Origin of the sequence: Acinetobacter sp. TYF_19 (assembly GCF_043105125.1) — a bacterium.
In the GTDB taxonomy this organism is placed as follows: Bacteria; Pseudomonadota; Gammaproteobacteria; order Pseudomonadales; family Moraxellaceae; genus Acinetobacter; species Acinetobacter johnsonii.
Genome location: NZ_JBICLH010000064.1, coordinates 1 through 13275, shown reverse-complemented (window position 1 = coordinate 13275; position 13275 = coordinate 1). Strand labels below are relative to the sequence as shown.

The window sequence follows — 13275 nt, the reverse complement described above, 5'->3', positions numbered from 1 at the left end:
TGTACGCTGGTTTGTAAAATATTTTGAATACACAATTTTTAAAATTCATCTGAATCAATGCTCCTATGCTTGATATATTTCGTTAAGCAAGGACATAGCTATCTAAAGTTGCATATCTTTTATTCAACAGAAGTTATATTTTAAACGCTTCTCTGTAAGCGAAGATGAAGATGAACCTGATTGCGCATGAATCCCACTTTTGGGAACTTTACCAAGATTTTGAGCATTATTATCTGAGTATTGCAGTCGATATGAGCTCAGTGGTGTCGTGTTGGGACTTGGTGCTGACTTCAGAAGAAATATTACAATATGAACATCGGGGTCGCGCGAGCATTCAGGAGCTGACCAAAGCCATGATTGAGGCAGCTTACAAAGGTGATTTCTCAATGATGGAAGCACGTTTAGCCAAGCCATATGAGCGTCACGCTATGCAAAAGGCCTTTAAAGATTGGTTAGCACAGAGCAAAACTCAGGAACAGTCTTCGTTTTGATGAGGTGTGAGCTCAAAGCATTATTTTAAATTTATTGCAAAAAGCTTTGACGCAATTGGCTGAACATCATGCGGCTAACGCTATTGTGTTGAGTCTCAATCAACTTTTTGATTTGCTCAACTTGAGGTTCATCTTCAGGAATCACAATCTCTGGGTCGATTTCGATATCCGAATTGGACATGGTATTGGATGGTTGTGCAAGCAAATTTGAAGATGGATGTTCGGCATGCCAAAGCTGTGTTTCGAGTGACATGATGTACTTATATTCATCAGTGTTTGGGTTAAACCGTTTATAAATTCTTAAGTCTTGCATTGCATCTTGACGGCTTCGTCGAGGCATATCTGTTTCGACTTCCAACCATTCAGAGATAACGGGATGAATTTCATGTTGCATCAGTTGGTAATAAAGCCAATCGCTGAGTAGGCTATGATCGATGTCAGACAGATATGGGCTGTTGTGTTGCAGCAATTGTTGTAAGTGTTCGAGAACCAAAACTTCTTGCTTTTGTAAGGCATAGCGCGCTTCAGCATCAAATTGTTGGTATTCTTCGGCTGGAATTTCAGTGAAATGTTGTTGTTCAATGAAGGCATCTACAATATGCGTTTGGAATAAGGTATTCCATTGTTCTAGCGCATGAATTTCGAGCTGTTGTAGCTCTTTAAACGCTTTGCTTTGATAGCGAGTGAGCCGAAGGCGTTGAATATTTTGCTGGTTGAGCTCAATTTTTTGTTTGATGTATTCAGCATAAGCGCCTTGTTGTTTGGGGCTGACAGGGCTTGCAACATCGACTAAAAGTAACCTCTGCTGTTGTTTGTATTTGAGCCAGTCCTGAATACGTTGAACTTCTTTATGCTCTTTAGAAAAAAACTGGGTTAAGTGTGGCGTGGTTTTTTCAGGCATTAAAAAGTGCATCCCGCCAAAGATGATGATTGCTAAACAGGCGATCACAAGAATGACTTTTTTCATTATAAAAATGTTTTTCTGTGTTTCTTATTTGTACATAGTAGCTTAAAAATGAGAAATAGTTAAAGTTTTTTCATTAACGCTTCAAATCGGTATGGGCGAAATTGAAAATTCACCTTGCCCGAGAATACGAACTTTATACAGTGTATCAAAGCCTTCAGCATAGTGTGGAGGTTCAAATTTTTGGGCGGTGGCTCTGATTCCGACTTCAGGAATACGGGCTTTGCCTTCACGTAGGCGGTTGCGTTGCAGCGCACTTTTAAGCTCAGTCTCAAAGAGGTAGCCAACAATTTCAAAGCCTGCGGTCTGAGCACTGGCAATATAACGGGCACGATCGGCTGGCGTAGGATTGGTATTATCAACCACCATTTTGGTTTTTGAGGCCAGTCCTGCTTCAAAAATGATTTTTTCACGATGCCGTGTTTTCAGCATATCGAGGTTGATGCGCAAATGGCTATGTGCCAAATTCAGCAGATAATAGCTCGATTTTCCCGAAGCTTGGATACCCATAAAAATAATCAGCTGCATGTGTGAAATCGTGCCTCAATCAAATTAGGAGAAAATGGTTGCAGTCATTTTCTCCTACTCTATTGTTGAAAGCACCACTATTTACATGTTTTAAGATTGGTTTGTGTTTGAACTATCATTCTCAGCTTGCTGAGGAATCATCATTGCAGCCAGTTTCAACATTTCAGATTGGATCGTGCCCATTTGCTGTTGCATCTTTTTAAAGTCGACTTGGCTAAAATCCACCTGTCCATTTAAAAAAGGTGAAGCTAAGACTTGTTGGTTGGCAGACAGTAATTTTTCACGGATATCATTGATTTCTTGGGTTTTAAGATTCAGACTATTCAAGGCATTATTGAAACCTGTGAGCTGTTGTTGTAAAGCTGTCGCGGCGTGTTGCAACTGTTGCTGATCGTGCTGTTCAATTGCGGACTGCAAGTCACTTTGGGTTTCTTGCAGCTGAGTGACATATTCGCCTGCTTTTAATTGCATATCTGCAACATCACGCACGATATAGAGCATGTTGCCACTTTTCAGTTCAGCTTTTTCAGGGCTTTGTGTATTCGCTGATTGGTGTTGCTCAGATGACTCAGTCTGGATGTCTTGCTGATTCGGCTCTGTTGCTTGCTCACAGCCAATGAGTAGGATGCCTGAACTAAACAGTGCAAAAGGAAGAACTAAGTTTTGTAAAAGCTTTTTCATCATCAAATCAATATTGGGCTATGTGTTTTTTAATATAAGGGCAAAATGTGTAGATAAAATGCTGGGTTTCAAAGTCATTACAAAACTTTTTAAAATAAAAAAGAGTGCCTGAGCACTCTTCATTTACAGTAGTTTATCCAGCAATGATTTTAATAATGGAATGATTGCGAATGTCTGTCAGTACATAGTCGCCATTCACTTTAATCCACTGTTGGTTTTTACCAGGTTTGCTGAGTTTTTTGTATTTTTGGTGATCTACTTTATAGGCATTGCTATGGTAAGCGTTTGGGAGTTTTTGACCTGCTTTCCAATCTTGAGATGGACGCTTGGCTTTCTTTACAGTGGCTTGAGTTGGCTGTTGATGTCCATTCGATGTGTGCTGTTGCGCATGTCCATGTGACTGAGCGGTTTGATGTTGCTGATGTTGTTCTTGTGGTGCTGCTAGTGCAGGAAGGGCAATCAATGCGGTTGAGATAGATAAAATAGCTGCTTTTATAAAGGTTTTCATGAGCTTCACTTTTGGTTGTCTTGAGCGGATAGATGCATCATAGAGTGAAGTGTTTGATTGATCGTGAATGAAGTGTTGTAAAATCATAAAAATAAAGAAGAAATCATGAAGATCGAACCGATTCGAGTGTCATTACTCATTTAAAAGAATAAAATATAAGCAGCCGTTAAATTCGACTGCTTATAAACAGCTTCCGGCTTATTTGGCCAATTCAGCATTGATGGCATCGACAATACGCGGATCATTGGCCGTAATGTCTGGTGCAAAACGCGCAACCACTTCGCCATTTTTATTGATTAAGAATTTCTCAAAGTTCCACAGCACTTCAGGTGGTTCGTTCGGTGTTAAACCATAGTCCACCAAGTCTTTCCACCAAGGGCCTTCACCAATGCGTTCAGGCACCGATTGGGTGAGCGTTTCATATAACGGATGCTTATCATCCCCAGCAACCGAGATTTTTGAAAAAAGCGGGAAATCCACTTGATAGTTTAAAGAGCAGAATTCTTGAATTTCAGCATCTGAACCCGGTTCTTGTGCCAAGAAATTGTTGGCAGGAAAACCTAGAATCTCTAAACCCTGTGATTTTTTGTCTTGATAGAGTTTTTCTAAGCCTTCGTACTGCGGTGTGAGGCCACATTTAGATGCCACATTCACCACCAAGAGAACTTTACCTTGGTATTGGTTTAAGTTGATGTCTTCGCCCTGAATGGATTTGACTGGAATATTATAAATCGAAGTGCTCATTTGCGTGTCCTTATACGATGTGCATTTTATTGTGTTGGAAGCGTTCGACAAAGTCACGCCCATTTGTGGATTGATCGCAACAAAAAAGCAAGCCAAGGCTTGCTTTAAAGGGTAGGGAGGTCATTAAGACGCTGGAGCCGCTTTGACTTTCGCTTCCAAAGCCGTTACGTCAGCAATGATCGATTTCTGCAATTCAGTGGCTTTGTTTTGAAGTTCGGTGATTTTCGCGCTATCTGGCGTTGTTTTTGTACTTTCTTTGGTGAGCTCGACACCCAGATCATTGGCGTCCTGCATTTTTTCACGTAAGGCATCTACTTCAGCACTTTTTAAGGTTAAGGCATCTAATTCATCATTAAATTGCTTCACATAGGTTTCTGTTTTTTCAACCATATTTTTAATTTGAGCGGGATCCTTTTTCTCTAAGGTTGCACTCACTTCTTTTTGAAATGCGGCGGCTTCTTGAGCTTTGGCATTCGATAGCGTTTGTACGGCTAACAAATCGGCTTGAATATCGGCAATATTGTTATTGCTGTGATTAGCAACGATAGTGGTTGCTTCGGTTGAGGTCGCTTCAGATGCAGACGTCGTTTGTTCAACGGCTGGCTCAGTTCCTTTTTTTTCGCACGCAGCCAAAGTAAGTGTGGCCATACAAACTGTGGTTAAAAGTAACTTTTTCATAACGACATCCTTCTATCGGGAAATATGTTTTTGTAGGCCAGAGTCTAAGAGCAATGACCAATCAATTAAAAAATACGTTCGCTAGAACAGCATCAATACGATGCAGAGATCGTTGACATTGTTCTATGGTGTTTTTGTAGAGTGAAGCTGCTGAAATGCATCAATTTATTGAAATGTATAGTTTTATATTATCTTAATATTATGTTTTTTATGAATTTTATATTTTAAGATAAATGTATCAATTATGTGTGATACCCAATTGATATTCGAATAAATCATAAAAATGTTTTACCATTCATTTAAATTTTGCAAACAAAAGCTAAACGGGAAAAAGAATGAGTACCACACCACAACGTATGTATTGGGCTTTGAGTCTCCCTATCATTGCCGTACTCATTTGGTCGATCAATATTGTCGTTACGCGTTATGTAGCAGATTTCATTTCGCCAGTCAGTATTAGTTTTTATCGGTGGTTCTTTGCCTTCATTCTGTTAACACCTTTTGTCGTGCGACCTTTATGTCGGCAGTGGGCATTAATCCGAGCGCATTTGGGTCAGTTGGCAGTGCTAAGTGCATTTGGTCTGGTGTTGTATCAGGGCTTAGCCTATACCGCTGCGCACTATACGACTGCGACCAATATGGGACTGATTAATGCCTTTATTCCGATCTTTACCATTTTTGTTTCTCTGCTGATTTTAAAAGATATTCCAAATCGTTTTGCGATGATCGGGAGTATTTTATCTTTTGCAGGTTTGGTTTATATCATTGGGCAGGGCAATCTTGCAGGGCTAGTTCAATCGGGTGGGCATTTGGGTGATGTCCTGATGGTGGTTGCGGTATTCTTCTATGCTTTTTATGGGGTATTTTTGAAAAAGTGGCAATGGCAAATTCCCTTGATGTTGAGCCTCTATGTGCAGATCTTTTTTGCACTGCTTTACCATTTACCTTTTATTGCCTATTTCGGTCTCGATTTAATCAATAGTCAAAATGCGGCAAGTGTTATGTATGCCAGCATTTTCCCTTCCTTAGTTGCCCCTTTACTATGGATGTTGGCCATTACCCATTTAGGGCCGAATCGAACCAGTATTTTCATGAACTTGATGCCTGTGTTTACCGCAGTGATTGCCTATGTCTGGTTGAAAGAGGCGTGGACGGTTTATCATACAGTCGGTGGTGTGGTCATTATCTGTGGTATTTTACTGGCACAGCGTAAAACAGCGTTAAAAACGGCACCTTTAGCAAACTCGATGGATTGATTTTGGTTAAAAAACGATCATTTAAATTCTTTTTTTAATAGAATAATTCATTAATAAGTTAATTTATTAATGCTATTTTAGATGATGAATGTATTTAATGTATGCAAAAGCTGATTAAAAATAGGTAGATAATTTGAATTATAATTTAATTATCTCCATTAATCAGCGTTTTAATGCTGTTTTTAATATAAAAAATCTATTTGTTTAGAAAAGCAATTTGCTACATAATACGCGCATTGCAAACTTAGGCCAATGTCAAAACGGGTATTAAGTGTTTGCTCATCAGTTTTCAGACCCTCTGGATGTGATTACACATCCTTTTTTATGCTCAGCCATCCCTATATGGCTGAGCTTTTTTTTGTCTATTTTTCAGTAAAAATCCTGAGAAAGAGCACGCTTTTAAGCACGAATCACTGCGCCAGTTTCGGCATCGAGTATGCGACTCGGTTCTTGGCTCAAGCCTAGATCGCCATTCAGATAATTGACCTGTTGCGCAAAGTATTGGTTAGCATCTTGTAGTGAACGGGCAGGTGATAATCCAGCGGGGTTGGCACTGGTGGAAACAATAAAGCCTTGAAAGGCATTGCAAAGCGCCACACAAATCGGATGTGTGGTTACCCGTACAGCAACTTTAGGATGATTGCCTTTAATCCATGTCGGAATGTGTTCATTCGCTGGTAGTAACCACGTGGTTGCGCGTTCTGATGGACTGCGATCACTCCAACTCTCGATCACTTGTTGACGGATGTGGGGATCTAAATGTTCTAAAAGCGGTTCAACTTGAGCAATTTGCCCAGCCAGTAAAATTACCCCTTTTTCAATCGGGCGTTGCTTAATCTGCAAAATATCTAGAAAGGCCTGTTCGTTATACGGATCACAGCCTAAACCCCATACTGCTTCTGTTGGATATGCTAAAACTTGACCTTGTTTTAAACATTGCGCCGCTTCAGTCACAGAGGTGGTAATCATTACACTTTGTACCTTTTATTGGTTCATAAAGGGTTATTGTGAACCTTATTGGCTGGAACGGCAACGCAGATAATTGCCAGCCTGTTGTTGTGCGAGCCCCAAAATCTCCAGTTCCATTAACTGGCTAGTGAGTGTGGCAATATCGGTGTTAAGTTTGAAATTAAGTTGATCCATATTTTGTCCCACCCAATCCAGTTGATTATAAAGTTCGAGTAAATTAGATGGGATATCAATACTAATGCTTGGTGTATTTTCTTGTGACTGGGATTGGCTATGCCATTGAGTGGGGAGTGCCAGGTCTTCAATGATTTGCTCAGGATGATCGACCAAAATGGCCCCTTCTCGGATTAGTTGATGACAACCTTGATGGTGTTCACTATAAATATGACCGGGAATCGCAAAAATGGTTTTCCCTTGTTCAGCAGCAGATTTGGCTGTGCCAAGAGAGCCACTTTTGAGTGCGGCTTCTGCAACCACGACGCCTAAACTCAATGCACTGACGATGCGGTTGCGCCGTGGAAAATTATGCTGTAAAGGCGGTGTATGTGGTAAAAATTCACTAATAATACAGCCATTATTCTCTAATATTTGCTTACGCAGTGTTTGATGTTGGGAGGGGTAAGTGAGATCTAAGCCCGTGCCCATCACCGCAATAGTGCGTTGATGTTTTAAGCCACCCTGATGTGCCGCTTCATCAATACCTTCAGCTAAACCACTGCAAATATAAAAGCCCTTTTCGGCGAGGTAATAGGCAAAGTCATAAGCCACTTGTTTGCCGTATGGACTGGGTTTTCGACTGCCGACGATAGCAACTTGAGGTTGTAATAGGCTTTGTGGATTACCCTGACCAAATAAAATTGGTGGCCGGTCAGAATAGGGCAGCAACTGCGAGGGATAATGACTTTCACTATCAAGCAAAATAAAATCACAACTAGCTTGGACGTCCTGTAGTAAAGTTTGTAATTTGGTTTGGCCGGCAGGTGTTTGAATTTCTATGACACGTTGTAGATGACTTTTGTGTAAGCCGAGATTTGGCCAGATCTGAAGATTGGAGGCAGCAACAGCTTTTGTGCTTGTGCCAAAATGCTGCTGTAGCTTTTGAAAGCTCGATAAAGAATGCTGAACTAAATACCACAGGGTGATTGTTGCAATCTGTTCATGTGATAAAGAGTTCAGCATATATACACCTTAAGGCAACGGATTATTTATCCACTACAGAGGGAGAAATTTTCGCGCCCAAGTTCATTGGTAGTTCGCTGTCGAGCACATAAGCATAGCTGACACGGTCAAAGGTTTTAAATACCATGATATTACCGATACGCTCCGTTGGAAGGGTCAGTTTTTCATTGGTTTTTGGATCACGAATTTCTTGACCCTTTTGACTAACCGAGAACACATAACCCGATTGAACGCCATCCACTGTGCCACGGTCAATGGTTACAACTGAATGCTTCGCAGCTAGACCAATCGAACCTTGAACACGAATCACTTGTCCACCCCTAGTCACATCTTGTGCATGTGTTGGGTAGAACAAGGTTGGAAGCATGGCATCGTATTCAGGCAGTACGCGATAACCACGACGTACTTCAGAATTATACGAATCTGTGATTTCTAAAGTGGACATGTCATTTTCACCACGAATGGCAATGGCTGAGCCAACCTGAGTCAATTCTAGACCTAGATTTTGTTTTTTGCCCTCTGCATCCGTCACAATGTACGGTTCGCCTTCACGGTAAATCGCGTAGCGTTGACCGACTTCAATGCCTTGGCCACGTGCATAAACGGTTTGCCCTTTACCTGCAATGACACGCTGATCGGCAGCGCCAACGATATACGGTGTACCTTCCAAAGATTCCTCTGAAAGAATAGTGCTGTGTTCAAGCCAGTTTTTAATGTATTCCAGTGGAATGACAGGAATGGCATTGTTTAAAGACTCAACGCGTGCTTGAGGTTGAAGTTTAGTGCCGCCTGTATAACGACGAATAATCCCTTCACAGCCATCACCTTCATCTTTACCAATAATTGGACGGCCTTCATGAGTACACATCAATAAACGGTCACCTGGGAAAATCCAATGCGGATTTTTGACGTGTCTATTGCTGGCCCAAATTTCAGGCCAACGCACAGGATTGTTTAGGAAACGTTTAGAAATATCCCAAAGGGTATCGCCTTTTTTCACCACGTAAACATTTGGTGCATTGGCTTTTAAAGCAGGAGGATTGTAATTTCGTGTAGGTGCAGCTTGAGCTGTTGAAGTGACGCCAGCGCCAACACTTACGCAAACAGCAAGTGCTAACATGTGTTGCTTAAACCCCAAGGCACTAAAAGATGGCATGCCCATAAAAACCTTTTTCATTATCATAATTCCTAAAATTATGTATGTAGTTGCGTTATAATAACGATATTACACACATTTTTTTGATCAAGCATTCCCTTCATTTGGTTTTTTGATCAATGGCATAATTGAGGACGCAGTATGGCCTTATTACCTATTTTAAGTTTTCCTGATCCCCGTCTTCGTACCATTGCAGAACCCGTCGAAGAAGTTACTGATGAAATTCGTCAGCTGGCTGCAGATATGTTTGAAACCATGTATGAAGCGCCAGGCATTGGACTTGCCGCGACACAAGTTGATCGCCATATTCAGTTGATTGTCATGGACTTATCTGAACATAAAGATCAACCTTTGGTATTCATTAACCCCAAAGTTACCCCATTGACTGAAGAAACGCAGCCCTATGAAGAAGGCTGCCTATCAGTTCCCCAAATATACGACAAAGTTGAGCGCCCGTCACGCGTAAAGATCGAAGCAATTAACCTTGAAGGTCAAGCATTTGAGATCGAAGCTGACGAACTTCTCGCTGTTTGCATTCAACATGAAATGGATCACTTAAATGGCAAATTGTTCGTCGACTATTTGTCACCACTGAAGCGTCAACGTGCACGTGAAAAAGTGGAAAAATTGACCCGTCAGCGCCAAAAAGACAAAGTGGCTGTAAAACGCGGTTAAGTTTTTTTGCTTAAAAATCATCTTTAAAGTGAGCCCAATTTCGATTGGGCTTTGTTATACTGGCCGCGTTCTCAATTCGGATGGAATGGATTGTTTTTTAGAGCTGCGTTGCTACTCTCTTGTGTAGCCGTGTTTTTACAGATTGCTGTTTTTTTACAGCCTTTACTACCGACGCAATATCAAATTGCGCCGGTCTGTGAAACCATTTCGCGTGCGCTTTTACTCAAACCAGTTGAACATCTCAGTTCTCATGCTGAAAAGCATTCCACACATCATCATGAAATGCAGGCTCAGCATGAACTCAGTTCACAACCTGCCGAACATAATCATCATGATGCAAGTCATCAATGCCAATACTGTACGGTATATGGCAATCTCGTGTTGCCGCCTGATTTAGAGTTAAAAGCGGTACTTGACCGTATTCAAGTCCGTTTAATTGCATTCCAAAAAGCCTTTGCGCATGTTTGGTTTGCACTGCAACAACTCTTCTTACTGCCTCAAGGGCGTGCACCGCCACTGTTTGCATAAACCTAGACATATTTTTTTCGGGTCTTAACGGACTCTAGCCTAGTTGTATTTATAGATTCAGTGAGAATAAAAATGGCTCAGCCTACATTCTTTTTACAGCCTCTTGCGGCTGCGATTTCTCTTGCTTGTTTTTCAAGCGTAGTATTTGCCGCTGAAGCAGACAGCGCACACATTTTAGCGCCTATCGTGGTGACGGCTCAGCAGGGTAATGATGCCCATGGTCTGATTGTACATGCTGACCCTAAGCAACCCACTCAGCCAATTCCTGCGGTTGATGGTGCAGCCTACCTACAAAGTATTGTGGGTTTTAACCAAATCAAAAATGGCGGGGCGAATGGTGATGTCACCTTCCGTGGTATGTTTGGCTCACGTATTAAAATCCTCACAGATGGTACGGAAAATTTAGGCGCATGCCCAAGCCGTATGGATAATCCTGCTTCTTATGTTTCTCCTGAAAGCTATGACAAAATCACAGTCGTGAAAGGGCCACAAACTGTTCAATATGCGCATACGGGTTCAGCCGCAACCGTTATTTTTGAACGTGAGCCTGAACAGCTCACTTCGGCGAAACCTTATCGTGGGCAAGCCAGTGTCATGCTTGGTTCTTATGGTCGTTTGGATCAGAATGTTGAAGCCGCCGTTGGTGATGAAACGAAATACGCACGTTTAAATGCCAACCGTTCGATTGCAGATAGCTATCAAGATGGAGCTGGCAATACGGTTCCGTCCGATTGGGAAAAGTGGAATGCAGATCTCGCGTTGGGTTGGACTCCGAATGAGGACACATGGATAGAGCTGAAAGGTGGGAAGAGTGATGGTGAGGCAGTCTATGCTGGACGTAGTATGGATGGTTCTAAGTTTGCTCGCGAAAGTCTGGGTTTACATGTTGAAAAGAAAAACATTAGTGAGGTGATCAAAAAAGTCGAAGCGCAAGTGGACTATAGCTATAACGATCATGTCATGGATAATTTTCGCTTAAGAACGCCACCGACAATGACCATGACGATGCATGGTATGCAGATAGCTGTGCCGAATAAGATGGAAATGGAAGTAACGCGCCGTACTTTGAATGCGCGTGCTGCAATGACTTCTGAATGGGACAAAGTCAGCCTGATGACAGGAATAGACTCACAGCGCAATAAGCATGGCGGCAATATGATTATGTATGCAATGCCGAGTATGAATTCTCCCTTTAAAACCAATATGGAATTTGAGTCTTATGGGGCTTTCGGTGAACTGAGTTATGCATTCAATGATCAGCATAAACTGGTGACAGGTGCACGCGTCGATCAAGCGAAGATCGATAACTTAGCTACTGATACAGAACGTAAAGAAACCCTGCCAAGTGGTTTTGTTCGAATTGAAAGTGAACTTGCGGAACATGTTAAAACTTACGCAGGTTTGGGTTATGTAGAGCGTGTGCCTGATTATTGGGAATTATTTAGTACCAAATACCATCAAAGTACAGGTACGACCTTTGCTGATTTAGAGAATGAAAAAACCGCGCAGTTTGATGCAGGCTATCAATATGAACAGGGTGCATTTAAATCTTGGGCTTCAGTTTATGCAGGTTTGATTCAAGACTATATATTAGTGGCATATACTCCGACAGGCTCAATGGGGCGGTTGGAAGCCAAAAGCCGAAATGTCGATGCAACCATTGCAGGTGCTGAAGCAGGTGTGGCTTACCAGTTGACGGATCAAATTCAAGCGGACATCAGTGCCATGTATGCATGGGGTGAAAATACGACGGATCACACCGCTTTACCGCAAATTGCACCATTAGAAGGACGTTTCAATCTACGCTATGTGCAAGAGAAGTATAATCTCGGTTTGTTATGGCGTGTGGTGGCAGCACAAGATCGTACCAGCTATCGAGAAGGTAATATCATTGGATACGATTTAGAAGACAGTAAAGGTTTTGGAACTCTGTCTTTAAATGGGACTTATAATATCCAAAAAGATCTAGACCTTTCAGTCGGAATAGATAATGTGCTGAATAAAAACTATGCCGAGCATTTGAATAAACTTGGAAGTTCAGGTTTTGGTTATGCTGCAACAGAACAATTCAATAATATTGGACGTAATTATTGGGCGCGTATCAGTATGAAGTTCTAAATATATGTGATTATCGAAAACAGCCATTTTAGAAATAGAATGGCTGTTTTTGGTTCTAAGATAGAAGTTGACTGAGAAAACAGCATTGTGAGTGGATATTCACCATAAAAAGTAGAAAGAAACAGCTATTTAGATAAAATATTTAAATATTATTTTGATTTATTTTTATTTAAATTAATTAAAACAATGTATTAAGTTTAATTTGTCCGAATGTGATGGAGCGGTTTAAGGCGCTAACTAGGAAGTAGATAAATTTATTAAAAAATATTTTATATAAATAACAGATACTTATAATTTTATGAGTTTGAAAAATAAACATGCAGAATATTTATTGAGTAAAGGGGGTTGTGTTGGTTTGGAAATGCTGTAGAATGCACATCCATCGGCGGTGATGTTGATTAAAACTTGTTAAGAAACAAAGATTTAGCCCAAGCGGTGGAATCTGGAAGTCTTGAATAAGTTTAAAAATAATTAACAAAACCAGTTGACTTCTTCTTGAAAGAGAGTAGTATAGCCGACCTAGCTTGCTGATGACGAATCAGTAAGAAGATCATTAAGAGATTATGAAGAACAACTTGTGTGGATTTTTACTGATTGATCGATCGAAAATATTTCATTGATTGATGGTAAAAATTACTCGAAGTTTATTTGAGAAATATTTGTCAGAAAATTGATGAGCCAAGATTTGTAGCCATAAGCTACTAATGATTTTTAACTGAAGAGTTTGATCATGGCTCAGATTGAACGCTGGCGGCAGGCTTAACACATGCAAGTCGAGCGGGGAAGGGTAGCTTGCTACC

14 protein-coding genes and 1 rRNA gene are annotated in these 13275 nt (G+C 41.0%); 6 read left to right on the top strand and 9 right to left on the bottom strand.

The window, feature by feature from the left end; translation table 11 throughout:
* Positions 1–170: 170 nt before the first annotated feature.
* Positions 171–491, top strand: a complete 321-nt coding sequence (locus ACF8FD_RS09300) for a hypothetical protein (RefSeq protein WP_151837067.1) — start codon at positions 171–173, stop codon at positions 489–491.
* Positions 492–522: 31 nt separating this feature from the next.
* On the opposite strand, the gene ACF8FD_RS09295 is transcribed toward ACF8FD_RS09300, so the two are convergent.
* From ACF8FD_RS09295 to ACF8FD_RS09270, 6 genes are all read right to left on the bottom strand, one after another.
* On the bottom strand, positions 523–1458 hold the full coding sequence (locus ACF8FD_RS09295; RefSeq protein ID WP_348928842.1) for a hypothetical protein: 936 nt from the start codon (positions 1456–1458) through the stop codon (positions 523–525).
* A gap of 81 nt (positions 1459–1539) precedes the next feature.
* The gene (locus ACF8FD_RS09290) at positions 1540–1983 is read right to left on the bottom strand and encodes an AAA family ATPase (protein ID WP_279737461.1); all 444 of its coding nucleotides are present in this window, start codon (positions 1981–1983) and stop codon (positions 1540–1542) included.
* Between the two features lie 90 nt (positions 1984–2073).
* Entirely contained in the window at positions 2074–2664 is a 591-nt protein-coding gene (locus ACF8FD_RS09285; protein WP_234304205.1) for a hypothetical protein, read from the bottom strand.
* A 133-nt stretch (positions 2665–2797) separates the two neighbouring features.
* Positions 2798–3172 (bottom strand): RcnB family protein, encoded by a 375-nt coding sequence (locus tag ACF8FD_RS09280; protein WP_262470864.1) that lies wholly within the window; start codon positions 3170–3172, stop codon positions 2798–2800.
* Positions 3173–3370: 198 nt separating this feature from the next.
* Positions 3371–3916: a glutathione peroxidase gene (locus tag ACF8FD_RS09275; RefSeq protein ID WP_392453333.1), complete on the bottom strand. Its 546-nt coding sequence runs from the start codon at positions 3914–3916 to the stop codon at positions 3371–3373.
* Positions 3917–4039: 123 nt separating this feature from the next.
* Complete coding sequence (locus ACF8FD_RS09270; protein ID WP_087013940.1) at positions 4040–4594, bottom strand: hypothetical protein; 555 nt, start codon at positions 4592–4594, stop codon at positions 4040–4042.
* A gap of 335 nt (positions 4595–4929) precedes the next feature.
* Here ACF8FD_RS09270 and ACF8FD_RS09265 point away from each other — a divergent pair, with 335 nt between their 5' ends.
* Positions 4930–5850 (top strand): DMT family transporter, encoded by a 921-nt coding sequence (locus ACF8FD_RS09265; RefSeq protein ID WP_151837062.1) that lies wholly within the window; start codon positions 4930–4932, stop codon positions 5848–5850.
* Between the two features lie 399 nt (positions 5851–6249).
* Here ACF8FD_RS09265 and ACF8FD_RS09260 read toward each other — a convergent pair whose 3' ends face one another.
* From ACF8FD_RS09260 to ACF8FD_RS09250, 3 genes are read right to left on the bottom strand one after another with little or no spacing between them, the layout of a single operon-like run.
* On the bottom strand, positions 6250–6819 hold the full coding sequence (locus tag ACF8FD_RS09260) for an L-threonylcarbamoyladenylate synthase (protein WP_151837061.1): 570 nt from the start codon (positions 6817–6819) through the stop codon (positions 6250–6252).
* Positions 6820–6864: 45 nt separating this feature from the next.
* Positions 6865–7998 (bottom strand): DNA-processing protein DprA, encoded by a 1134-nt coding sequence (gene dprA / locus ACF8FD_RS09255; protein WP_392453332.1) that lies wholly within the window; start codon positions 7996–7998, stop codon positions 6865–6867.
* A 22-nt stretch (positions 7999–8020) separates the two neighbouring features.
* On the bottom strand, positions 8021–9175 hold the full coding sequence (locus tag ACF8FD_RS09250; protein WP_392453331.1) for a LysM peptidoglycan-binding domain-containing protein: 1155 nt from the start codon (positions 9173–9175) through the stop codon (positions 8021–8023).
* Positions 9176–9295: 120 nt separating this feature from the next.
* On the opposite strand from ACF8FD_RS09250, the gene def reads away from it, so the two are divergent.
* From def to ACF8FD_RS09230, 4 genes are all read left to right on the top strand, one after another.
* The gene (gene def / locus ACF8FD_RS09245; RefSeq protein ID WP_004684452.1) at positions 9296–9829 is read left to right on the top strand and encodes a peptide deformylase; all 534 of its coding nucleotides are present in this window, start codon (positions 9296–9298) and stop codon (positions 9827–9829) included.
* Between the two features lie 90 nt (positions 9830–9919).
* On the top strand, positions 9920–10357 hold the full coding sequence (locus ACF8FD_RS09240) for a DUF2946 family protein (RefSeq protein ID WP_058868690.1): 438 nt from the start codon (positions 9920–9922) through the stop codon (positions 10355–10357).
* Positions 10358–10429: 72 nt separating this feature from the next.
* On the top strand, positions 10430–12475 hold the full coding sequence (locus ACF8FD_RS09235; protein ID WP_279679254.1) for a TonB-dependent copper receptor: 2046 nt from the start codon (positions 10430–10432) through the stop codon (positions 12473–12475).
* A 712-nt stretch (positions 12476–13187) separates the two neighbouring features.
* Positions 13188–13275: ribosomal RNA gene (locus ACF8FD_RS09230) — 16S ribosomal RNA — on the top strand; the annotation flags it as partial.